This is a genomic window from Cellulomonas iranensis NBRC 101100 = JCM 18110, assembly GCF_001552375.1.
Lineage (GTDB): Bacteria > Actinomycetota > Actinomycetes > Actinomycetales > Cellulomonadaceae > Cellulomonas > Cellulomonas iranensis.
Genome location: NZ_BCRB01000060.1, coordinates 1 through 23,171, shown reverse-complemented (window position 1 = coordinate 23,171; position 23,171 = coordinate 1). Strand labels below are relative to the sequence as shown.

Sequence of the window (23,171 nt, the reverse complement as noted above, 5' to 3'; positions counted from 1 at the left end):
CCGCGGGGGCCGACCGACGAGGTCGGCCCCCGCGGGTGCGTCAGAGGCGCTGCGGGTCGTCCCAGTCGTCGCTCGAGGCGATGGCCTCGTCGTCCGGTCCGAGCTCGGACGCGCGCAGCGAGCGCGGTGCGCGTGCGGCGTCGCCCCCGGACCGGGCGTCGGCGGCGTCGAGGTCGGCGTCGGCGGGCTGCCGCTCGGCGATGCGCTGGAGCGCGGGGTCGGAGGCCAGGTCGCGCGCACGGTTCGAGGTCATGCACCGGTTCTACCCCGAGGGTGACGGCGCGCGCACCCGGTGGCGCGGTCCGCGCCCGCGTGTCGGCCGCGGGCGTCCGCGTGTCGGACGCGCGCCAGGGACGTCCGACCTCGGCACCCGCGGCGAGCGCGGCGAATCGTTTCGTGCCCTTCGGGCCGTCGAAGCGCATCGATAGCGTGACGCGCGGACCCCGGCCCCGGCGACGCGGCCCGGTCCGTCCCCGCCGGGCCCGCCGGCGGCGACCGCCACCGTCGCGGCACGGCCGCGCCACGGCCGCCGTCGTCGCGCCACGCGAAGGAGCAGCGGATGCGCGTCCCACCCTTGATCGCCCCCCTCGCCGCGGCCGGGGCCGCGGTCGCCCTCGCCGCGGGAGCCCTCACCACCGGCGTCGTCACCGCGGCGCCCGCCGCGGCCGCCACCGGGTACACGTGGGGCAACGTGCAGATCGGCGGCGGCGGGTTCGTGCCCGGCATCGTCTACAACCAGGGCGAGAAGGACCTCGTCTACGCCCGCACCGACATCGGCGGCGCCTACCGTCTCGACCCGACGACGCGGCGCTGGATCCCGCTGCTCGACCACGTCGGCTGGGACGAGTGGGGGCACACGGGCGTCCTGTCGCTCGCGACCGACGCGCGCGACCCCGACCGCGTCTACGCCGCCGTCGGCACCTACACCAACGACTGGGACCCGCAGAACGGCGCGATCCTGCGCTCGGCGGACCGCGGCGAGACGTGGCAGCGCACGATGCTGCCGTTCAAGGTCGGCGGCAACATGCCCGGGCGCGGCATGGGCGAGCGCCTGCAGATCGACCCCAACGACAACCGCGTGCTGTACCTCGGCACCGAGAACGGGCACGGCCTGTGGCGCTCGACCGACCGCGGCGTCACGTGGTCCGAGGTCACGAGCTTCCCCAACCCGGGCAACTACGCGCAGGACCCGACGTCGGACAACTCCTACCTCACGCAGAACCAGGGCGTGGTGTGGGTGACGTTCGACCCGACGAGCAGCACGGCGGGCTCCCCGACGCGCACGATCTACGTGGGCGTGGCGGACAAGGAGAACAACGTCTACCGCTCGACCGACGCGGGCGCGACGTGGCAGCGCGTGCCCGGCCAGCCCACCGGGTACCTGCCGCACAAGGGCGTGTTCGACGCGCGGGGCAAGCAGCTCTACGTCGCGACGTCCGACACGGGTGGCCCGTACGACGGCGGCAAGGGGCAGGTCTCGCGGTTCGACGCGACGACGGGCACCTGGACGGACGTCTCGCCCCTGCCGCTGTCGTCGTCGGACCTCTACTACGGGTTCTCGGGCCTGACGATCGACCGTCAGGACCCCGACACGATCATGGTCGCGACCCAGGTCTCGTGGTGGCCGGACGTCATCTTCTTCCGCTCGACCGACCGCGGCGCGTCGTGGACCCGGATCTGGGACTGGGCGTCGTACCCCGAGCGCTCGCTGCGGTACTCGATGGACGTGTCGGCGACGCCGTGGCTCACGATGGGCCGCACGCAGGCCGTGCCGCCCGAGCCGCTCGTCAAGCTCGGCTGGATGACCGAGTCGTTCGAGATCGACCCGTTCGACTCCGACCGGTTCCTCTACGGCACGGGCGCCACGGTGTACGGGTCGGACAACCTCACCGACTGGGACACCGGGGGCACGGTCGACATCGAGGTCCGTGCGCTCGGCATCGAGGAGACCGCGGTGCTCGACCTCGCGGCACCCCCGGGTGCGGTCGAGCTCTACTCCGGGCTGGGCGACCTCGGCGGGCTCGTGCACACCGACATCGACGAGGTGCCGGACAGCATCTACACGCAGCCCGTGCACGGCTCGGTGACGGGCGTCGACTTCGCCGAGAGCAAGCCGTCCACGGTCGTGCGCGTGGGCTACGCCGTCGACGGCGAGGTCGAGTCGCACATCGCGGTCAGCACGACGTCCGGGTCGACGTGGTGGGCGGGCCAGGAGCCCGCGGGCGTCACGAAGTCCGGCACCGTCGCGGTGTCCGCGGACGGTGCGCGCATCGTCTGGAGCCCCGAGGGCACGGGCGTGCACGTGTCGACGACCCTCGGGTCGACGTGGACGCCGTCCACCGGGGTCCCGGCGCAGGCGCAGGTCGAGGCCGACCGCGTGAGCCCGACGACGTTCTACGCCTACTCCGCGGGGCGGTTCTACGTGTCGACGGACGGCGGCGCGACGTTCGCGCAGTCCGCCGCGACCGGTTTCCCCGCCGAGGGCAACGTGCGGTTCGGCGCGGTCCCGGGCAAGCAGGGCCACGTGTGGCTCGCGGCCGAGGACGGGCTGTACCGCTCGACCGACGCCGGTGCGACGTTCGCGCAGGTGCCCGGCTTCGAGGACGGCGGCGCGGTCGGCTTCGGCAAGGCCGCGCCCGGCGCGTCCTACCCCGCGATCTACACGACGTCGCTCTACCAGGGCGTGCGGGGCTTCTTCCGCTCGACCGACGGGGGCGCGACGTGGGTGCGCATCAACGACGACGAGCACCGGTACGCGTGGACGGGCGCCGCCATCACGGGCGACCCGGACGTGTTCGGGCGCGTGTACGTCGGGACGAACGGCCGCGGGATCGTCGTGGGCGAGTCGGACGGCACCGTGCCGTCACCCACGCCGACGCCGTCGCCGACCTCGACGGCCACGCCGACCCCCACCCCGACGCCCACGCCCACGCCCACCGTGACGCCCACGACGACACCCACGGTCACCCCGACCCCGACGGCGAGCCCGACGCCCACGAACCCGGCCGCGTCGTGCGCGGTGCGGTACACGGCGTCGAGCTGGAACACCGGGTTCACGGCGAGCGTGCGCCTCACCCACGCCGGCGCCGCTCCGCTGCAGGGCTGGACGCTGCGGCTGACGTACGCGCACGGCGAGCAGCTGCAGCAGGGCTGGAGCGCGACGTGGTCGCAGCAGGGCGCCGTCGTGACGGCCACGAACGCCGCGTGGAACGGCGCGCTCGCACCGGGGGCGTCGGTCGACGTGGGCTTCAACGGCACGCACACCGGCACCGCCGCGGCCCCGACGGCGGCGACGCTGAACGGCACCGCGTGCACGCTGTCCTGACGGTGGTCGGCCGGACGGACCCCGGCCGCTGACCCCGCACCCCCGGTGGGTGGCGTCCGGCATCCGGGCGCCACCCACCGGTGCGTCGACGCCCACCGACAGGCCCGCGAGGGCGTCGTCGCACGTCACGTCGTCGCACGTCACACGGGTGACGTGTGACCAAGGTCCCACGAGACAAACATCACATGACTGGCCGGTGGATCTGTCTCGACGTCGACCTAGCATCGCGACCGTGGCACCCGTTCGCAGCAGCACGGCCGACGTCGACGCCCTCCTCGTGGGAGGGGGCGTCATGAGCGCGACCCTTGCGTCGCTCCTCACGACGCTCGAGCCCACGTGGCGCGTCGAGATCCACGAGCGCCTGGACGCCCCGGCGCTCGAGAGCTCCAACCCGTGGAACAACGCGGGCACCGGGCACGCCGCGCTCTGCGAGCTGAACTACACGCCCGAGCGGCCCGACGGCTCGGTCGACATCAGCAAGGCCGTGCGGATCAACGAGCAGTACGAGCTCTCGCGCGAGCTGTGGCACCACCTCGCCGCCGCGGGCCGCCTGCCCGGCGCCGAGCGCGCGGTCACGACCACGCCGCACATGTCGTTCGTCCGCGGTGCGAAGGACGTCGAGCACCTGCGCAAGCGGTGGGAGGCGCTGCGCGCCCACCGGCTGTTCGCCGACCTCGAGTTCACGACCGACCCGGCGGTCATCGAGCGCTGGGCTCCGCTGCTCATGGCGGACCGCACCGACGACGAGCCCGTCGCCGCCACGCGCGCCGCCTGGGGCACCGACGTCGACTTCGGCTCGATCACCCGCGCGATGCTCGCGGACGCCGTGACCCGTGGCGCCGAGCTGCGCACCAGCAGCGAGGTCACGCGCCTCAAGCGCCTGCGCGACGGCCGGTGGCGCGTCACGATCGCCGACCGCCGGTGGAACGGGCGCCCGCCGCGCACCGTGACGGCGCGCTTCGTCTTCGTCGGCGCGGGCGGCGGGGCGCTGCACCTGCTGCAGCGCTCGCGCATCAAGGAGATCCGCGGGTACGCGGGCTTCCCCATCAGCGGGCAGTTCCTGCGTACGACCAACCCGGAGATCGTCGCGCAGCACGGCGCCAAGGTCTACGGCAAGGCCGCCGTCGGCGCACCGCCGATGTCCGTGCCGCACCTCGACGCCCGCGTCGTCGACGGCGGCAGCGCGCTGATGTTCGGCCCGTACGCGGGCTGGAGCATGAAGTTCCTCAAGCGCGGCTCGTGGACCGACCTGCTGCGCTCGGTGCGTCCGGGCAACCTCGTCCCGATGCTCGCGGTCGGCCTGCGCAACCTCGACCTGCTGACGTACCTGATCCGCGAGGTGACGGCGAGCGACGCCGACCGGCTGCGCGCGCTGCGCGCCTACATGCCGTCGGCGCACCCGCGCGACTGGGAGCTCGTGACCGCCGGCCAGCGCGTGCAGGTCATCAAGCGCGGCCCCGGCGGCGGCGTGCTCGAGTTCGGCACCGAGCTCGTCGCGTCGGCCGACGGCTCCATCGCGGGCCTGCTGGGCGCCTCCCCCGGTGCGTCGACCGCGGTGGCGACCATGCTCGACCTGCTGGACCGCTGCTTCCCCGAGCAGGCGGACGCCTGGCGCCCGCGGCTGCAGCAGATCATGCCGAGCCTCGGCGGCGCCGCGTGGGACACCGCGCTGGACCAGCTGGTCGACGACGGGACGCTCACCGGCGGACACTGAGTCCGTGACGACGCACGACACGCAGCCCGACCCGTACCCCGACGACCTGCCGGTCGCCGTCAGCGCGCCCATGCGGCACGCGAAGGTGCGCGCCTTCACCGACCACACGACCGTCGGCCAGGTCGTCGTCGACGACGACGGCGCGGTGACCATCGGGTGCGCGTGCGGCATGACGCTGACGAACGGGCCCGGGTGGTCGCTCGACGAGCACATCCGGCTGCACCGGGCCGAGGCGCGGTTCCTCGCGCTCTCGGCGGTCGCGCCCGAGGGCATCCCGCGACTCGTCGCCGCCGCGGACGTCCCGCAGCAGCACTGAGCCCGGCGCGCCCGCCGCGGCACCGACCGCCGCGGGCGGGTCGTCGTCAGCCCGCGGCGGCCTCGCGCGCGGCGACGCGCGCCTGCACCTCGGGGCGGCGCAGCGGCGGCACGGTCGCCGGCGGGCGTCGTCGCTCGGGCAGCGCGTCCAGCAGGTGCGCCGTGATGTGCGCGATCTCCGCGACCGCACGCTCGAACGGCTCGCGCGTCGCGTCCGAGAGCTGCTGCACACCCGTCACCTTGCGGACGTACTGGCGTGCGGCGGCCTCGATCTCGTCGTCGGTGGCGTGCGGCTCGAGGCCGCGCAGGGTCGTGATGTTGCGGCACATGCCGCTCGACGCTACGCCCGGCCCGCGCCGCCGTCGAGACCCGCGGCCGCCCGCTCGAGCGCGAGCAGGGTCGCCTTGGCGGCGTCGCCGCCCGCGTACCGCCCGGGCGTGCCGTCGGACCGCACCACGCGGTGGCACGGCAGCAGCAGCGGCACGGGGTTGCGCGCGCACGCCGTCCCCACGGCGCGCACGGCGGCGGGGCGCCCGGTCGCGGCCGCGACCTGCGCGTACGAGGCCGTCGCGCCGTACGGCACGTCGGGCAGCGACAGCACGACCTCGCGGCGGAAGCCGGTGAGCAGGCGCAGGTCCACCGGCACGTCGAACGTGCGGCGTCGGCCGGCGAAGTACTCGTCGAGCTCGCGCAGCACCGGGTCGAGCCGCCGCCCGCCGGCGAGGACGCGGGGGCTGACGCGTGCGGCGATCTCCTGCAGCGCGGCGTCGTGCCCCTGCACGTCGAACGCGACGCGCAGCACGCCGCGCTCGCCCGCCGCGACCAGCAGCGACCCGACGGGCGAGTCGACCACGCGGTACGCGACGTCGAGCAGGCCGTCGCGCGCGGCGCGCTCGACGAGGTCGGCGTGCAGCAGCGCGAGGGTGCGGCCGTCGGGCTCCGCCGCGGGCGCGGCCTGCGGTGCGGTGGTCATCGTGCGTCCTCCTCGTCCGTGACGGCGGCGCCGTAGGTGCGGCGCAGCGTGGCGACCCCGTCGGCCCCGGCGCGGCGCGCGGCCGCGTCGGTGCCACCGACCAGCGCCGCGACGTCGGTGTACGGCAGGCCGCCCAGGTGGTGCAGCACGACGACGCGCCGCTGCTTGGCGGGCAGCGCGGCGACCGCGCGCCACAGGTCGAGGTCGCGCGCGCCCGGCTCGTCGGCGCGCGCGACGAGCGCCGTGCCCGTGGTCAGCGCGGGGTCCTCGACCGGGACGGCGTGCCGTGCCCGCCGCCGCAGCTCGTCGAGGCAGCGACGGCGCGCGATCGTCACGAGCCACGCCTCGACGTTCGCGTCGGCGGGCAGCTCGGGCCACGCGCGCAGCGCCGACAGGAACGTCTCCGACCACGCGTCGTCGGCGTCGCGGCCCGCGAGCATGGCCCGGCACACGCGCAGCACGGTCGGGCCGTGCACGCGCACGACGTCCTCGAACGGTCCGGTCATCCCCACAGTGTGCAGACGTCGCCGCAGCACCGGGCGTGAGGTGGGCCCTCCGTCCCTCGCACGATCCCCGAAGGAGGCGCATCGTGGAGAGAGGACGGGCCGACCGACGTCCGTCCACGGAGGTGGTCCTCATGCGGACCGACGGACCGGTCCTGGTGGCTCTCGCGCACTCGGCACGCAGCGAGCACACGCTCGCGTGGGCGACGGCCGAGGCGGTACGACGCGGCACCGAGCTGCGGCTCGTGGCCGTCGTCGATCCCGTGTCCGAGGTGACGGCGTGGTCGTGGGCGGTGGTCCCGCCCGCGGTCGACGTGCACGCCGAGGCGAGGTCGTACCTCACCGACCTCGCGGACCGGGTGCGGGCGCGACCCGACGCGCCCCCCGGCGTGACGTTCGAGGTGCTCGACGGCTCGCCCGCCGACGCGTTGCGCCGCGTGTCAGAACGCGCGTCGCTCGTCGTGGTGGGCGCAGGCTCCCGCGGCGGCGGGCACGTCGCACGCGTCGCCGCTCAGGTCGCGGCGCACGCGCGCTGCCCGGTGGCGGTGGTGCGGGACGCCCCGACCCACGGGGCGGACGGCGCGCCCGCTCCCGTCGTGGTCGGGGTCGACGGGTCGGCGGCCGCGATCGCGGCAGCGCACGTCGCCGCCGACGAGGCCGCGGAGCGCGGTGCCGCGCTGCGGCTCGTGCACGCACGCCCGACGATCCCCGCCCCGTACGGGCCCGTGCCCGTCGAGCTGCCGCCCGCCGACGACGCACCGGCACGGCGCGCCGCGGACGAGCTCGTCGCACGCCTGCGCGCGCGCCACCCCGACCTCGAGGTCGACGTGCGGCTCGTCGAGGACGACCCCGCGCACGCGATCGTGGCGGCGTGCGGCGACGCGCAGCTGGTCGTCGTGGGGTCGCGCGGGCTCGGGGCGTTCCCCGGCATGCTCCTCGGCTCGGTGAGCCACGACGTCGTGCGCGACGCGCCGTGCACCGTGCTGGTCGTGCACGGCGCGGAGGTGCCCGCCGCGTAGCACGGGCGCGTCCGTGGGGTGCGGCGGCGCCGCACCCCACGGACGGCCGTCACGCCGAGGCGCGTCGCCGTACCGCGACGAACGCGGCACCGGCCGCGAGCAGCACGACGCCGGCACCGAGCGGTAGCAGGACGCCCGCACCGGTGACCGCCAGGGCACCCGCTGCCGTGACGGTGAGCGGCGCCTGGGCGAGCACGTCGCCCCGCGCGTCGCGCACCTGCACGTGGTGCAGCCCCGTCGGCAGGTCCGTCGGGACGGTCACCGTGAGCGTCGCGCCGCCGTCGACGAGGTCGGCGACGGCGAGCCGCCGGTAGGTCGACGCGATCCCGACCTCGGCCTGCGCGCCCGGCACGCCCGCGACCGTGACGGTGAGACGGTCGCCCGCGCGGGCCGTGGCGGCCGACAGCGTGACGCGCGGCGACGCCGCCCCGTCCGGGCCCGCCGTGGGCGCGGGTGCGGCGGTCCCGGTCGGCGACGGCACCGGCGTCGTGGGCGTCGGTGCGGGCGTCGGGGCCGCCACGAGGCCGTCGAGCGCACCGCGCAGCGCGGCCACGGCACCGTCCACGGTGGCCTGGTGCGGCGTCGGCGACCCGAGCACGAACGCCGCCCGTGCGAGCGCCGCGTCGAGGGCCGCGAGCGAGTCCGCCGTGAACGCGTCGCGCCGGACGCCGTCGGCCTCCGCCACGAGTGCGGCGAGCGGCGCGGTGTCGGCCTCGACGGCCGGCTCGACCGCGACGAGCTGGACGTCGTCGATCGTGCCCCACGCGCCGCCGCTGAGGTTCAGCTGCGCCGAGACTGTCACCTGCCGGTCGGCGCCCACGCTGATCGGCGCGGTCTGCGGCGTCTGCCACGCGAGGTACCCGTCGAGGCGGAAGTCGGCCGTGACGGTCGAGATCCCCGACTGGGCCTCGATCCGCATCGTGTCGGTCGCGCCGGCGTTCCCGCCCTGGACCTTCGCGGACAGGCGGTACTCGCCGGGCGGCACGTCGGTGACGGTCTGCCCGATCGTGAACGCGAACGGGTTCGCGGAGTAGAAGTGCGTCGAGCGCGTGCCCTCGTACGGGTCCTCGGCACGCCCGATCGTGTACCCGGTGCCGGTGCCGGTCCAGGACGCGGCGCCGGCCTCGAAACCGGGGTTGCGCACGAGGTTCGTGCCCGAGGTCGCGTCCGACAGCACGACGACGTCGACCGCGGCCGGGTGGCCCCCCGAGGTGACACCGGTGAAGACGTACGACCCCGGCCCGCCGATCCACGCGCCGTCGCCCTGCCACGTGACCTGCTGCGTCTCGGACGTGCCGTCGGTGTACCCGACCTCGACCTCGGCGGGCAGCGTCACGGCCTCGCCGTCGACGACGGTGACGCGGGGACGCTGCACGGCGTCGAGCTGCCGCGGCGCGACCGAGCCCGTGCGCGCGTACTCGTAGACGCGCAGCGACTCCAGGGGCGTGCCGTCGAACGCGAACAGCGCCTGGTTGTCCCAGCCGGAGCCGCCGAAGTCGTCGGCCCACTCCCCCTCGGGCAGGCGCCCGTCAGGGTCGTAGAACTCCTGCGAGTAGGTCGTCGCCCAGCCCGACCCGTGCTGCTGCCAGAGGTCCCAGCTGGCCTCGACCTGGTCGGGCGGCCCGACCGGGAGCCACGCGGGCTCCCAGTAGAACGTGCCGAGCCCGCGGCCGCCCGACACGTCCGCGACGGCCTGCATGACGTCACGCACCGCGAGGGCCTGGCCCTGCACCGAGGCGGCGTACTGCGTCGGCGCCGTGCGCACGGAGTTCGGGTAGCCGTCACCGTCCTCGAGCGTGTACGCCCAGGACGTCTCGGCGACCGCGACCTCCTTGTCGTAGGTCGTCGCGACCTGGTCGAGGACCGCGGTGAGGTTCGCGAGCGAACCGTGCCAGAACGCGTAGTACGACGACAGGAACACGTCGTAGTCGACGCCGCGCCGGTCGAGCTCGCGTGCGACGGCGGCGTACTGCCCCGCGCGGTCGGGGTTGGTGAAGTGGACGGCGACCTTGACGTCCGGGCCGAGCGTGTCCCGCACGGCCCGCGAGCCGGCCTGGAACAGACCCGCCGTGCGGTCCCAGCCGCTCTCGCCCGCGACCTGGCCGTTGGTGGTCTCGTTGCCGACCTGCACCATGCCGACGTCGACGCCCGCGTCGCGCATCGTGCGCAGCGTCTGCGCGGTGTAGTCGTACAGCGCCTGCTCACGGTCCGGCAGGGCCAGGCCGCGCCACGCGCGGGGCGACGGCTGCTGGCCGGGGTGCGCCCAGAAGTCCGCGTAGTGGAAGTTGACGAGCACGCGCATCCCGGCGGCGGTCGCGCGGCGGCCGATCTCGGTCGCCCGCGCGGCGTCGACGTTGCCGGCGCCGTAGCCCTTCGTGGCGTCGGTGCTGAGGAACGGCTCGTTCCACACGCGGACGCGGACCCAGTTGACGCCGTGGTCGGCGAGCACGGCGAACAGGTCGGCCTCGCGGCCCTCGTCGTCCTTGAACGTGACGCCGCTCTCCTCCAGGGACAGGACGGTCGACACGTCGACGCCGTTGATCCAGCCGTCGCGCATCCCGTCGACGCGGGGCACGGTGATGCCGGCGGCGACGGGCCCGTCAGGTGCCGCGGCCGCGGTGCCGGCCAGCCCGGCGACGGCCAGGACGGCCGTGAGGACGGTCGCGGTGACCGCTCCCGGTCGTGGACGTGATCTCATCTGCACTCCCCTTCGAGTGGTGGTCGGCCTTCGAGTGGTGGTCGGACCGCGGCGCCACGGACGCCGCGGGTGGTGCAGGTCGCGCGGGCGGCGCTCGGCGAGCCGGCGTCAGCCCTTGACGGAGCCGGCCGACAGCCCGCCGACGATGTACCGCTGCAACGACAGGAACAGCGCGAGCACGGGCAGCGAGCCGACCGTCGCACCGGCCGCGAACAGGCCCCACCGCGACGTGAGCTGGTTCGACACCCACTGGTACATGCCCACGGCGAGCGTCCAGTTGCCCTCGCCGGTGAGGACGATCTTCGCGAGGATGAAGTCGCCGAACGCCGAGATGAACGCGAGCAGCCCGACGACCGCGAGGATCGGCGTGACCAGCGGCATCACGAGCCGCCAGTAGATCTGCGCGTGCGTCGCGCCGTCGATCTTCGCGGCCTCGTCGATCTCCATGGGCACGGTGTTGAAGAACCCGTACATGAGGAACGTGTTCGCGCCGAGCGCGCCACCCAGGTACACGCAGATCAGCGCGAGCTTGGAGTTGACCCCCAGCGCGGGCACGACCTCCCCCAGCGCGACGAGCAGCAGGAAGACGGCGACGAACGCGACGGTCTGCGGGAACATCTGGATGATGAGCAGGGCCGTCAGCGAGGTGCGCCGCCCGCGGAACCTGAAGCGTGAGAACGCGTAGGCCGCCGCCGCGCCCATGAGCACGGCGCCGAGCGCCGCGGCACCACCGATCAGCAGCGTGTTGCCCGCCCACGTCCAGTACAGCGTGCCGCCCAGCGCGCGGTAGTTCTCGACGCCGACCGAGCGGAACAACGCACCCGACCCGGCGAGCGACCCGCGCCGGTCGAGCGACGCCGACAGCGCGTAGACCAGCGGGAACGCGGCGTAGAACACGATGACGACGGCGACGGGGTACTTCCACCCGACCTCCGCCCACCAGCGGGCGCGGCGCGCGCGGGTGCGACGCTCGACGGGGACCTCAGAGGTGGCCACGGCTACATCTCCTCCAGCTTGCGGGTCTGCCGGAACGCGAGCGCCGAGACGACGCCGATGACGACGAACACGACGATCGACAGCGCGCTCGCGAGCCCGTAGTCGGCGCGTCCGCCGGACACCCCGGAGATCTGGTAGATCGCCGAGATGAGGATGTCGGTCGAGCCCATCGGGACGCTCGCGCCACGGAACGCCGGGCCCCCGCCCGTGAGCATGAAGATGATCGTGAAGTTGTTGAAGTTGAACGCGAACGACGCGATCGCCAGCGGTGCGGTCGACACCAGCAGCAGCGGCAGCGTGATGGAGCGGAACTGCCGCCACCGGCCGGCGCCGTCGACGCGGGCGGCCTCGAGCGTCTCCGACGGCACGGCCTGCAGCGCACCCGTGGTGACGAGGAACCAGTACGGGTAGCTGAGCCACAGGTTGACCCAGAGGATCGCGAGCTTCGCGAGCCACGGGTCGCCCAGCCAGTTGACGTCCGCCCCGAGCAGGAACCACTCGTTGACGACGCCGAACTCGGCGTTGAGCATGCCGCGCCACAGCAGCGCGGACATGAACGCCGGGAACGCGTACGGGAGGATGAAGACCGTCCGCAGGACCTTGCGCCCGCGGACGCGGGGGTCGTTGTAGATCATCGCGAACAGCAGCCCGAGCCCGAAGCTCGTGAGCACGGTGAGGATCGCGAACGCGAAGGTCCACACGCCGACCTGGAGCAGCGGACCGGCGTACGCGCGGTCGGTGAACGCCCGCACGAAGTTGTCGAACCCGACGTTGACGTACCACCCCGCGGCGAGGCGGTCGCCGTCCGCGCTGACGAAGTTCCCGCGGTCGTCGGGTGCGTAGACCGCGCCCGTCGCGGTGTCGGTGAGCGTGCGCGCGGCCGCGTCCCACACGAGGTCCGAGGTGTAGACCGCGGCCGTCGCGCCCTCGCGCGTGCGCAGCGACCCGTCCTCGGCGTCGTCCGAGACCGGCACCCGCAGGCTCACGACCCGCTGCTGCAGGTCGGCGTCGGTGAACAGCGTGGCCCGCGGCACGACCTCCCAGCCCGGGACGTGCGTGGGCACGCCCCGGTCGTCGAGCGCGGCCCCCGGCACCGGGCTCAGGGGGTCGTCGGCCGTGCCGACCCGCACCTCGCCGTCCTGCGACACGGCGAACCCCAGGACGTCGCCGTCGCGCACGACCGCCAGCGGGTAGGTGGGCGAGTCGTCGGCGCGCCGCTCGTCCTGGATCAGCGCTGCGTCGACCGCCTGCTGCATCGAGCCCAGGTGCCCCGTGCCGTAGTTCGTGAACGCGACGTAGCCCGTGTAGAGCAGCGTGAAGACCTGGAACACCGCGAGGAACACCAGGCCCGGGTACAGGTACTTCAGCGGGCGGGTCCGCCGCGCGAAGTAGATCCAGTCGGCCGCGGCGAGCAGCACGACGAGCACGCCGAGGACCACCCACGAGCGCGCGTGGTACGCGGACAGGACCGCCGCACCGCCCACCGCGTTGACCACCATCATGAGCAGGAGCTTCACCAGGAAGCCCCACCCCGGGCCGCGCCAGTCGCGCGCGGCGGACTCTCGCGGCGCGACGGGGGTGCTCCCGGGGCGCTCCGCGCCCGGCTGACCGACGGACATCTGTGCTCCTCGTGTCGACGACCTGGGCGGGGGCGGGGCGCGGTGGCGCCCCGCCCCCGGGTGGGTGGGTGTCAGTCGGCGATCGCGGACTCGATGTTGGCGACCATGGTGGTCCAGGTCGCCGCCGGGTCCTCACCGTTGATCAGGGCGATCTGCGCGGGGTTCCAGAAGTCCCACACGGCCCCCATCTCGGGGATGTTCGGCATCGGCACGCCGTTCTGCGCCGACGCGAGGAAGCCCGCGATGACCGGGTCGTCGGCCACCGACTCGGCGACCGCCGTGAGCGCAGGGATGCGCGGGTCGGCCTCGTACAGCGCCTGCTGCGCCTCGTCGCTCGCGACGTAGCTAGCGAGGAACTCGTTCGCGAGCAGCGCGTTCTTCGACTGCGCCGACAGGTAGAAGCCCTGCACGCCGACGAACGGCGACGCGGTCTGCCCGCCCGCGGACGGGATCGGGCTCACGAGCACGTCGACGCCCGCGTCACGGAACGTCGGGATGGTCCACGGCCCCTGCACGATGAACGGCGACTGACCCGTCGCGAACAGCTCGTTGCTGATGTCGTAGTCGATCGTGTCGGTGAAGTAGCCGGTGCCGGCCTTGCCGTTGTCGTGGATCCACTGCGCGTACGCGAGCCCCGCGTCACCGCCGAGCCCGACCTCGCTGGTGTACGACCCGGACTCGTCCTGCACGAAGACGGGTGCCCCGAACGACGTCTGGAACGCGTACGACGTGTACATGTCGCCCTCGGCACCGTTGGTGTAGAGGATGAACGGGCGCTCCGCGAACCCGGCGTCGGTCGCCATGCGGATCATCTCGTCCCACGTCGTGGGGGCCGTCGACCCGACGAGCGCCGTGTTCTGGATGAGCGCGACGGCCTCCTGCGCGTACGGCAGCGCGTACAGCTGGCCGTCGTACGTGAACGCGTCGAGCGTGACCTGCTCGAAGTCCGCCGCGCGGTCGCCGAGGTCGATCGTGTCGACCACGCCGGACTCGACGAGCTCGCCGAGCCAGTCGTGCGCGCCGACCGTGATGTCGGGGCCCTCACCGGTCGGCACCTGCGCGAGGAAGTCGGCGCGCAGGTCCTCGAAGTTCTTCTGCACGACCGTGACGGTCGCGCCGCTGTCGGCCTCGAAGCTCGCGGCCGCGTTCTTGATGGCCTCCGCCCGCTCGGCGTCGGACCAGATCACGAGCTCGGGACCGCCGCCGCCCGTCCCTGCGGTCGGTGAGGCGTCACCGTCGGACGACGAGGGCGTGCCGCTGCACGCGGCGAGGAGGGCGGCCGACGCGACCACGGCGACGCCGAGCGCGAGGTGCTTGCGCATCTGAGTTCCTTCCGGGGAGGGGCCGCCGCGCGCGTCGTGGAGCGATCGCGACGCTGCGACCTCGGTGGTGTGCTGGTCCGCCGTCCCGACGGGACGGCGGTGCGTGCTCGTGGGTGCTGCGTGCGGCCGGGCGGCCGCACGACGCGCGCGGGTCAGCGACCACCCCCCTGCGCGTCGCGAGCGGTGCGGAACACCGCGACGTCCCCCGCGCCGACCTGCGCGACACCGGCGGCGACCGCGTCGGTGAGCAGCTCGGTGCCCTGGACGTCGACCTTCACGGCCTCGTCGCGGTGGTTGACGACGACGACGTAGTCGGCGTCCTCGGCGCGGCGCGTCACGACCTCGAGGCCCTCGGGTCGCCCGGGCGGCACGACGCCCGCGTCGGCGTACACGGCCGCGAGCACGGGTGCGAGCGCGTCGACGCCGAGCGCCGTGCTCACGTACCAGCCCGTGCCGCTCCCCCGCGCGTGCCGCGTCACGGCGGGCATCCCGTCCGCCGGGCCGCCGCGGTACGTGCCGCGCACCTGCGCACCGTCCAGCACGAGGTGCTCGGTCCACGTGTCGGTGCCCACCGCCGTGCCGTCGAGCGCGACCTCGCAGGTCTCGCCCTCGCGCAGCGGCAGGAACTCCTCGACCGCGACCCCGAGCGCGGCGCGCAGCGGCGCTCCGAAACCGCCCTCGTGCACCGCGTCGTGCTCGTCCACCACGCCCGCGAAGCACGACACCAGCAGCGTGCCGCCGTCCTCGACGTACCGCGTGAGGTTCTCCCCCGCCGCCGCCGTCAGCAGGTACGACGCGGGCGCCACCACCAGGCGGTAGCGCGAGAGGTCGTCGAGCGGGTGCGCGAAGTCGACCGTCACGCCGTCGCGCCACAGCCGCTCGTAGTAGGTGCGCACGCGCTCGCGGAACCCGAGCGCGTCCGACGGGCGCCACTCGAGGTCCTGCGCCCACAGGGACTCCCAGTCGTACAGGACGGCGACGTCGGCGTGCACGCGCGACCCCCGGAGCTCGGCGACGCGTGCGAGTCGCGCACCGAGGTCGACGACCTCGGTGAACACGCGGGACGCCGTGCCGGCGTGCGGCAGCATCGCCGAGTGGAACTTCTCGGCGCCCGAGCGGGACGCGCGCCACTGGAAGAACATGATCCCGTCCGCGCCGCGGCCGAGGTGCGTGAACGCGTTGCGGTGCATCTCGCCGGGCCGCTTGGCGACGTTGCGCCCCTGCCAGTTGACGGCCGACGTCGAGTGCTCCATGAGGATCCACGGCCGCCCGCGGGCGACCGACCGGGTGAGGTCGGCCGACAGCGCCAGGCCGACGTGCGCGTCGGGGTCGGGCGACCACAGGTAGTGGTCGTCGGAGACGACGTCGACCTCCCGGGCCCACGCCCACAGGTCGGTGTTGTACGACTGGTGCGCCATGAAGTTCGTCGTGATCGGCTGCGTGGCGTGCGCGCGGATCGCGTCGCGCTCGAGGCGGAAGCACGCGCGCAGCTGGTGGTCGGTGAACCGCGCGAAGTCGAGGCGCTGCGCGGGGTTGGCCGTCGACGCGGTGGCGGCGGGGGCACCGACGTGCTCCCAGTCGCGGTACACCTGGCCCCAGAACGCCGTGCCCCACGCGGCGTTGAGCGCGTCGAGGCTGCCGTGGCGCTCGCGGAGCCAGTCGCGGAACGCCGCGACGGACACGGGCGAGTAGTCCTCGCCCACGGGTGCGCCGTACTCGTTGTGCACGTGCCACAGCACGACGGCGGGGTGGTCGGCGTAGCGGCGCGCGAGCTCGGTCGCGACGCGGACCGCGGCGGCACGGTAGGCGGGCGAGCTGGGCGACACCATGCCGCGCGACCCGAAGCCGAGGGTCGTGCCGTCGCGGGTCACGACGCGCGACTCGGGGTAGGTCGCGTAGAACCAGGCCGGCGGCGACGCGGTGGGCGTGCCGAGGTCGACGGCGATGCCGTTGCGGTGCAGCAGGTCGAGCAGGTCGTCGAGCCAGGCGAAGTCGTACTCGCCCTCGCGGGGCTCGAGCAGGCCCCACGAGAAGATGCCGACGCTGACGAGGTTGACGCCCGCGTCGCGCATGAGCGCGACGTCGTCGTCCCACACGTGGCGCGGCCACTGCTCGGGGTTGTAGTCGCCGCCGTAGGAGATCCCCTCCGTCGGCCAGCCGAGCTCTGCCACGTGACCCTCCGTCGCGTCGTCGCGCCCGCGCCCTGTGCACGGTCACAGCCTGTGAACGTGCACAGGTAATCACGCGGGCACGCGCCCCCACAGGGGGGCCGGGGCATCGTTATCCGACTGTGACCGTGCACAGGATGCGGTCCGAAATCCCGGCCGCACGCGCCGCGCCGCGTCTAGAGTCGACATCCGTGGACACCACGACCTCCGCCCGGCGCCGCCCCACCATCCGTGACGTGGCCGCGGCCGCCGGCGTCTCGCGCGGCACGGTGTCCCGCGTCATCAACGGCGGCCACTGGGTGTCCCCCGAGGCCCGCGAGGCCGTCGAGCGCGCGATCGCCGAGACCGGCTACCGCGCCAACCAGCACGCCCGGTCGCTCGTCACCGGCCGCAGCAACTCCCTCGCGTTCCTGCTGACCGAGCCGCACCACCTGCTCTTCGCCGACCCGACGTTCTCGATCCTGCTGCGCGGCGCCGCCGAGGCGCTCAGCGAGCGCGGCATGACGCTCATCCTGCTCGTGGCCGGCACGCCCGACGAGCGCGAGAACGTCGCGCAGTACGTGGGTGCCGGGCACGTCGACGGCGTCCTGCTCATCTCGTCCCACGCCGACGACCCCCTGCTCGACACGCTCGTCGAGCAGGGCATCCCGACCGTCGCGTGCGGCATCCCCCTCGGGCACGCCGACCAGGTCGGCTCGGTGTCCGTGGACGAGCAGGCCGGCGCGCGCGAGATGGTCGCGCACCTGCGCGCGCAGGGCCGCCGGCGCATCGCGACGATCACCGGCCCGCTCGACACGCCCGGCGGCCGCCTGCGGCTCGAGGGCTACCGCACCGAGCTCGGCGACGCCTACGACGAGCGGTACGTCGTGCACGGCGACTACACCGCCGAGTCCGGGGCCGCAGGCATGGACGTGCTGCTCGACCGCGTCCCCGACGTCGACGCGGTGTTCGCGGCGTCCGACCTCATGGCCGCCGGCGCGCTCGGCGTGCTGCGCCGGCGCGGCCTGCGGGTGCCCGACGACGTGGCCGTGGGCGGCTTCGACGACTCGGGCCTCGCCGCGACGCTCGACCCGCCGCTGACGACCATGCACCAGCCGTTCGACCGCATCAGCGCAGCGATGGTCGCGATGCTGCTCGACGTCGTCGGGGGCGCACCGCACACGGCCGTGACCATGCCGGCCGAGCTCGTGCGACGGGCGAGCGCCTGACGCCCCGGCGCGCGGGCCCGTGCCGGCGCCGGGTCGGCAGCGCCGCCCCGGCGCCCGGCCTCAGCTCGCGCGACCCCGCAGGAACGCGCGCATGCGCTCCTTGCCGACCGCCGCGATCGCGCTGAGCGGGATGCCCGCGGGGCACACCACCGCGCACTCGCCGAACGTCGAGCACGGGCCGAAGTCGTGCTCCATCTGGTCGACCATCGCGACCGCGCGCGCCCCGCGCTGCTGCCGCGTCTGCGGGAGCGCCGCGAGGTGCGTGAGCTTGGCGCCCGTGAACAGCGACGCGGACCCGTTGGGGCAGGCCGCGACGCACGCACCGCACCCGATGCAGGCGGCGAAGTCGAGGGCCATCTCGGCCGTCTCGTAGCTCACGCGCGTCGTGTCCGCGTCGGGCGCCGTACCCGCGTCCACCGCGACGTGCCCGCCGGCCTGGATCACGCGGTCGAGCGCCGAGCGGTCCACCACGAGGTCCTTGACCACGGGGAACGCGGCCGAGCGCAGCGGCTCGAGACGCACGACCTCGCCGTCGGCGAACGACCGCACGTGCTGCTCGCACGACGGCGTGTTCGCCTGCGGACCGTGCGGGCGGCCGTCGACGTTGACGCCGCAGCACCCGCAGATGCCCTCGCGGCAGTCGGACTCGAACGCGACGGGTTCGCGGCCCTGCTCGACGAGCTGGTCGTTGAGCCGGTCGAGCAGCTCGAGCAGCGTCATCTCGGCCGTCGCGTCGGCGACCTCGTACGTCTCGAACGCGCCGGGCGACGCGGCGTCCCGCTGCCGCCAGACCTCCAGGGTGAGCTTCACGCGTAGTTCCTCGTCTGCAGCGGCACGGCCTGGAACGTCAGCGGTTCGTCGTGCCGCACGAACCGCGCGTCGGGGGCGTCGGGCGCCGGGGACTCCCACGCCGAGACGCGGCACCACGTGGTGTCGTCGCGCAGCGCCTCGCCGTCGGGGGTCTGATGGTCGGCGCGGAAGTGCGCGCCGCAGCTCTCGTCGCGGTCGAGCCCGTCGACGCACAGCAGCTCGGCCATCTCGAGGTAGTCGGCGACGCGGCCGGCGCGCTCGAGCTCCTGGTTGAGCTCGGTGCCCTCGCCGAGCACGCGCACGTCGCGCCAGAACTCCTCGCGCAGCGCGCGGATCTCGGCGATCCCCTGCGCGAGGCCCTCGGGCGTGCGCGTGACGCCGGCGTACCGGTAGAGGATCTCGCCGAGGCGGCGGTGGAACCGGTCGGGGCCCTGCGTGCCGCCGGTCGTCAGCAGGCGCTCGGTGCGCGCGCGCACCGCCTCGACCGCGTCGAGGACGGCCGGGTCGTCGTGCGGCAGCACGCGCGTGCCGAGCAGCGGCGCGAGGTAGCCCGGCACCGCGTACGGCAGCGTGAACCAGCCGTCGACGCACGCCGACAGCAGCGAGTTCGCGCCGAGCCGGTTCGCGCCGTGGTAGCCCCAGCCGACCTCTCCCCCGACGAACAGCCCGGGGACCGACGTCATCATGTCGTAGTCCGACCACAGGCCGCCCATCGCGAAGTGCGCGCCGGGCGCGATGCGCATGGGCGTGCTGAGCGGGTCGTCACCCGTGGCCTGCTCGTACATGTGGAACAGGTTCGAGTACCGCGCGACCACCGTCTCGCGCCCGAGCCGGGCGATCGCGTCGGCGAAGTCGAGGTAGACGGCGTTCTTCAGCGGCCCGACGCCGAAGCCGGCGTCGATGCGCTCGCGCGCGGCGCGTGACGCGACGTCGCGCGGCGTGAGGTTGCCGAACGTCGGGTAACGCCGCTCGAGGTAGTAGTCCCGCTCGCTCTCCGGGATGTCCTCGGGGGCGCGGTCGTCGTCGGCGCGCGCGGGCACCCAGATGCGGCCGTCGTTGCGCAGCGACTCCGACATGAGGATCGTCTTGGACTGCCACTGGCTCATGAGCGGCAGCGCCGTCGGGTGGAACTGGATGAACGCCGGGTTGGCGAAGTGGGCGCCGCGCCGGTGGGCGCGCCACGCCGCGGTCGCGTTGGAGTTCTTCGCGAGCGTGGACTTGCAGTAGATGTTGCCGTAGCCGCCCGTGGCGAGCACGACCGCGTGCGCCGTCACGGCACGCACGGCACCCGTGACGAGGTCGCGCACCACGATCCCCTGCGCACGCCCGTCGGCGACGACCAGGTCGAGCATCTCCTGGCGCGTGTGCAGCGTGACGGTGCCGCGGGCCACCTGCCGCAGCAGCGCGTTGGCGCCGGCGACCTGCAGCTGCTGACCCGTCTGACCGCGCGTGTAGTAGGTGCGCGAGACCTGCACGCCGCCGAACGAGCGCGTCGCGAGCTCGCCGCCGTACTCGCGCGCGAACGGCGCCCCGATCGCGTTCATGTGGTCGATGACCCGGACCGACTCCTGGCCGAGCCGGTAGGCGTCGGCCTCGCGGCCCCGGAAGTCGCCACCCTTCACCGTGTCCTTGACGAACCGGTGCACCGAGTCGTTGTCGACCTTGCGCGCGCGGGCCGCGTTGATGCCGCCCTGCGCGGCGACCGAGTGCGCGCGCCGCGGCGCGTCGTGGATGGTGAAGCACTCGACGTCGTACCCGAGCTCGCCGAGCGCCGCTGCGGCGCCCGCGCCCGCGAGGCCGGTGCCGACGACGATCACGGTGAACTTGCGCCGGTTGGCCGGTGCCACGAGCGGGTAGTGCAGGCGTCGGTCGGCCCACGCCTGCTCGGCCGGGACGTCGGGCACGCGGCCGTCGACCGGCGCACCCACCGTGCGCACGTCGTCCGGCGTGAACGAGGCGGTGGCCGCGCGGGTGGTGGTCGGGTCCGTCACGGTGTCCTCCGAGGTCACGACACGAGTCCCGTCAGCACCGCGACCGGGATGAGCAGGTTGCCCACGAGCACGAGCAGCCCGACGCCTCCGGCGACCGCCGCGCCGGTGGCGCGCAGCCGACGGCCGGTGGCGCCGAGGTCGTTGACGACGCTCCACAGGCCGTGCGCGAGGTGCAGGAACAGCGTGCCGATCGCGAGCATGTAGAACGCCGCGACGACGGGCCGCTGGAACGAGTGCACGAGGTTGGCGTACGCGCTGCCGTGCACGAACTCGGCGCTCGCGGCGGGCTGCGTGCCCGTCGTCAGGTCGAGGACGTGGAACACGACGAAGAACAGCAGGACGGCACCCGTCACGAGCATGCTGCGGGCCTGGAAGCTGCGGAACGTGCGCATGCCCTGACGGCGGTGCGGCCCGCGTGCGACCCGCGCCCGGCGGCGCAGCACGACGGCCGCCCACACGTGAGCCACGAGGCTGAGGGTGAGGACGGCGCGGAAGATCCAGATGAACCAGCCGTGCGGCACGAGCGGCGCCAGCAGGTCGCGCTGCAACCAGTGCGCGTAGGCGTCGAACTCCTCGGGGCCGAGGAAGACCTTGAGGTTCCCGACGAGGTGGAACACGACGAAGACGCCGAAGATCGAGCCGGTCACCGCCATGACGACCTTGAGGACCCAGGTCGCCGGCACCGGCGGGCGGGTCGTCGCGGGCCGGGCCGCCGCGGGGACGCGGTCGGGCTCGGGGCGCGTGCTGGTGGGTGCTCCCGCCACTGCTGACCTCCGTGTCACGGGCGCCTCGTGGGGGCGGGCGCCCAGCGGCACGACCTTCCCACTCCCCCCGCACCGGCTGGTGGGACCGGAGTCCCTCGCTGGGACGGGGGTCCTGGGTGCGTCGGGGCTGGGCGTGGAGGTGACGTGCCGACCTCGGGCGAGCGACGGCACGCGTGCCGCTAGGTTCCGTTATCTTCGATCCGACCTGCACGGCGCGCCTGTCCCGACCCGTCGTGACGCCGGTGCACCGCACGCGCGGACCGGGCGCCGACCGACCGCCGGGCAGCCGGGCCTGTCCACGGGGCCGACGCCGCTCCCCCCACGGGCGCCTAGGCTGCTGCGGTGCCGATGACCGTCGAGACCCGCACCCCCGCCGACCTCACCCCCACCGAGCTGTACGCGCTCCTGCGCCTGCGCGTCGACGTGTTCGTCGTCGAGCAGGCGTGCGCCTACCCCGAGCTCGACGGTCGTGACCTGCTGCCCGGCACGCGGCACGTGTGGGCGCACGAGGACGGCGAGCTGCTCGGCATCGTGCGCGTGCTCGACGCCGACGGCGACCGGCCGGTGGTGGGCCGCGTCGCGACCGCGCCGGTCGCGCGCGGCCGCGGCGTCGCCGGAGCGCTCATCGAGCACGCGATCGGGCTGTGCCCCGCGGGCGCACCGATCGAGCTGCACGGGCAGGCCCACCTCGAGCGGTGGTACGAGCGCTTCGGGTTCGCTCGGACGGGCGCGACGTACGACGAGGACGGCATCCCGCACGTGCCGATGGTGCGCACTCCCCCGGTGCGCTGACAGCCGGGAGGCGACGACACGGTCGCGGCTCGCAGCATCTTCCCGGCCGGGTGCGTACCGCCGTGATCCATACCGGCACGTCGCGCCACGACGACGCAGGGGGCCGCCCGTGCGGGCGACCCCCTGCGCGTGCGCGGTCGGGTCCGCGCGCCGTGCGTGCTCAGCGCGTCAGGACGCCGAGCAGGTCAGCGTCGGCCACGTCCAGTCGCCGTTGTGCTGGACCGTGAAGCCGAACGAGACCGTCTGGCCCGCGGCGAGCGCACCGCTGCCGCTCGGGCGCATGGTCATGACGTTGCCGCTGGAGTCCCACGTGGGGCTGCCGTTCCAGGTCGCGATGATGCGCTGCGGCTGGCGGACGGTCACGGTCGACGACCAGCCGCTGATCGCGGTGTTCGCGCGGATCGTGACGGTGCCGTTGAAGCGGTCGTTCCACTTCTGGCCCTCGGAGTAGGTCGCGGTGCAGCTGCCGGTGCCGGGGTTCTGGGTCGGCGTGGGCGTGGGCGTCGTGCCGGGCTGCGTGGGCGTCGGCGTGGGGTTGCCCGGGTTGGGGACCGACGTGCCGCCCTGGTTCAGCTGGTTGAGCACGCTCGTGTACGCGGCCTTCTTGTTGCCCGAGCCGTCGAACAGCAGCGGCGTGCCGCTCGCGCGCCACGAATCGGTGTCCCGCACGCCCCACACCGTGATGCCCGTGCAGCGCGCGACCGAGAGGCATGCCTGCACGACGCCCTGGTACTGCTGCGCCTGCGAGCTGCCCGAGCCCTCGATGTCGAGCTCGGTGATCTGCACGTCCACGCCCAGGTCGGCGAAGTTCTGCAGCGTCGTGTGGTAGTTCGACGGCACCGGGTTGCCGGAGTTGAAGTGCGCCTGGAAGCCGACGCAGTCGATCGGGACGCCGCGGGCCTTGAAGTCCTTGACCATGTTGTAGACGGCCTGCGTCTTGGCGTGCTGCCAGTT

The 23,171-nt window shown here is 74.2% G+C and carries 19 protein-coding genes; 6 read left to right on the top strand and 13 right to left on the bottom strand.

All coding sequences use genetic code 11. The features are described from left to right. Positions 1-40: 40 nt before the first annotated feature. Positions 41-253, bottom strand: coding sequence for a hypothetical protein (locus CS2_RS12685; protein ID WP_046528425.1), 213 nt, complete (start codon positions 251-253; stop codon positions 41-43). 306 nt (positions 254-559) lie between these two features. On the opposite strand from CS2_RS12685, the gene CS2_RS12680 reads away from it, so the two are divergent. The 3 genes from CS2_RS12680 (at position 560) to CS2_RS12670 (ending at position 5,355) form a co-directional block, all read left to right on the top strand. Further along, positions 560-3,325 carry a cellulose-binding domain-containing protein gene (locus tag CS2_RS12680; RefSeq protein ID WP_070320266.1) on the top strand — a complete coding sequence of 922 codons (2,766 nt, stop codon included), beginning with the start codon at positions 560-562 and terminating at the stop codon, positions 3,323-3,325. A 232-nt stretch (positions 3,326-3,557) separates the two neighbouring features. Beyond that, positions 3,558-5,039 carry a malate dehydrogenase (quinone) gene (gene mqo, locus CS2_RS12675; protein ID WP_267886489.1) on the top strand — a complete coding sequence of 494 codons (1,482 nt, stop codon included), beginning with the start codon at positions 3,558-3,560 and terminating at the stop codon, positions 5,037-5,039. 4 nt (positions 5,040-5,043) lie between these two features. Beyond that, a complete protein-coding gene (locus CS2_RS12670) occupies positions 5,044-5,355 on the top strand; it encodes a hypothetical protein (protein WP_082740202.1) in 312 nt (103 codons plus the stop codon). A gap of 46 nt (positions 5,356-5,401) precedes the next feature. Here CS2_RS12670 and CS2_RS12665 read toward each other — a convergent pair whose 3' ends face one another. The 3 genes from CS2_RS12665 to CS2_RS12655 are packed head-to-tail and all read right to left on the bottom strand — an operon-like array spanning position 5,402 to position 6,833. Beyond that, positions 5,402-5,683 carry a DUF2277 domain-containing protein gene (locus CS2_RS12665; protein WP_070320265.1) on the bottom strand — a complete coding sequence of 94 codons (282 nt, stop codon included), beginning with the start codon at positions 5,681-5,683 and terminating at the stop codon, positions 5,402-5,404. An 11-nt stretch (positions 5,684-5,694) separates the two neighbouring features. Next, entirely contained in the window at positions 5,695-6,327 is a 633-nt protein-coding gene (locus CS2_RS12660) for a methylated-DNA--[protein]-cysteine S-methyltransferase (RefSeq protein ID WP_070320264.1), read from the bottom strand. Then, positions 6,324-6,833 (bottom strand): RNA polymerase sigma factor, encoded by a 510-nt coding sequence (locus CS2_RS12655; RefSeq protein WP_070320263.1) that lies wholly within the window; start codon positions 6,831-6,833, stop codon positions 6,324-6,326. Before CS2_RS12655 ends, CS2_RS12660 begins: the two co-directional genes overlap by 4 nt. 131 nt (positions 6,834-6,964) lie before the next feature. Between CS2_RS12655 and CS2_RS12650 the strand changes: the two genes are divergently transcribed. After that, complete coding sequence (locus CS2_RS12650) at positions 6,965-7,849, top strand: universal stress protein (RefSeq protein WP_134852304.1); 885 nt, start codon at positions 6,965-6,967, stop codon at positions 7,847-7,849. Between the two features lie 49 nt (positions 7,850-7,898). On the opposite strand, the gene CS2_RS19080 is transcribed toward CS2_RS12650, so the two are convergent. From CS2_RS19080 to CS2_RS12625, 5 genes are all read right to left on the bottom strand, one after another. Further along, positions 7,899-10,547 carry a glycosyl hydrolase 53 family protein gene (locus CS2_RS19080; protein WP_169798650.1) on the bottom strand — a complete coding sequence of 883 codons (2,649 nt, stop codon included), beginning with the start codon at positions 10,545-10,547 and terminating at the stop codon, positions 7,899-7,901. 108 nt (positions 10,548-10,655) lie between these two features. Beyond that, positions 10,656-11,543, bottom strand: coding sequence for a sugar ABC transporter permease (locus CS2_RS12640; protein WP_070320260.1), 888 nt, complete (start codon positions 11,541-11,543; stop codon positions 10,656-10,658). 2 nt (positions 11,544-11,545) lie between these two features. After that, positions 11,546-13,162 (bottom strand): ABC transporter permease subunit, encoded by a 1,617-nt coding sequence (locus tag CS2_RS12635; RefSeq protein ID WP_070320259.1) that lies wholly within the window; start codon positions 13,160-13,162, stop codon positions 11,546-11,548. Positions 13,163-13,233: 71 nt separating this feature from the next. After that, complete coding sequence (locus CS2_RS12630; protein ID WP_070320258.1) at positions 13,234-14,484, bottom strand: sugar ABC transporter substrate-binding protein; 1,251 nt, start codon at positions 14,482-14,484, stop codon at positions 13,234-13,236. Between the two features lie 152 nt (positions 14,485-14,636). Next, positions 14,637-16,655 carry a beta-galactosidase gene (locus tag CS2_RS12625; protein ID WP_070320257.1) on the bottom strand — a complete coding sequence of 673 codons (2,019 nt, stop codon included), beginning with the start codon at positions 16,653-16,655 and terminating at the stop codon, positions 14,637-14,639. Positions 16,656-16,843: 188 nt separating this feature from the next. Here CS2_RS12625 and CS2_RS12620 point away from each other — a divergent pair, with 188 nt between their 5' ends. Beyond that, positions 16,844-17,860, top strand: a complete 1,017-nt coding sequence (locus CS2_RS12620) for a LacI family DNA-binding transcriptional regulator (RefSeq protein ID WP_070320256.1) — start codon at positions 16,844-16,846, stop codon at positions 17,858-17,860. Between the two features lie 60 nt (positions 17,861-17,920). Here CS2_RS12620 and CS2_RS12615 read toward each other — a convergent pair whose 3' ends face one another. Genes CS2_RS12615 through CS2_RS12605 form a run of 3 tightly spaced genes read right to left on the bottom strand, consistent with a single transcriptional unit; the run spans position 17,921 to position 21,425 of the window. Next, positions 17,921-18,670: a succinate dehydrogenase/fumarate reductase iron-sulfur subunit gene (locus CS2_RS12615; RefSeq protein ID WP_070320255.1), complete on the bottom strand. Its 750-nt coding sequence runs from the start codon at positions 18,668-18,670 to the stop codon at positions 17,921-17,923. Then, a complete protein-coding gene (locus CS2_RS12610) occupies positions 18,667-20,679 on the bottom strand; it encodes a fumarate reductase/succinate dehydrogenase flavoprotein subunit (RefSeq protein ID WP_233421178.1) in 2,013 nt (670 codons plus the stop codon). Before CS2_RS12610 ends, CS2_RS12615 begins: the two co-directional genes overlap by 4 nt. After that, entirely contained in the window at positions 20,676-21,425 is a 750-nt protein-coding gene (locus CS2_RS12605) for a succinate dehydrogenase cytochrome b subunit (protein ID WP_082740201.1), read from the bottom strand. Before CS2_RS12605 ends, CS2_RS12610 begins: the two co-directional genes overlap by 4 nt. A 348-nt stretch (positions 21,426-21,773) precedes the next feature. On the opposite strand from CS2_RS12605, the gene CS2_RS12600 reads away from it, so the two are divergent. After that, positions 21,774-22,217, top strand: a complete 444-nt coding sequence (locus tag CS2_RS12600) for a GNAT family N-acetyltransferase (RefSeq protein WP_070320267.1) — start codon at positions 21,774-21,776, stop codon at positions 22,215-22,217. A gap of 168 nt (positions 22,218-22,385) precedes the next feature. Here CS2_RS12600 and CS2_RS12595 read toward each other — a convergent pair. Next, positions 22,386-23,171: endo-1,4-beta-xylanase (locus CS2_RS12595; protein ID WP_174524306.1), on the bottom strand; the 786-nt coding region annotated here is incomplete at its 5' end.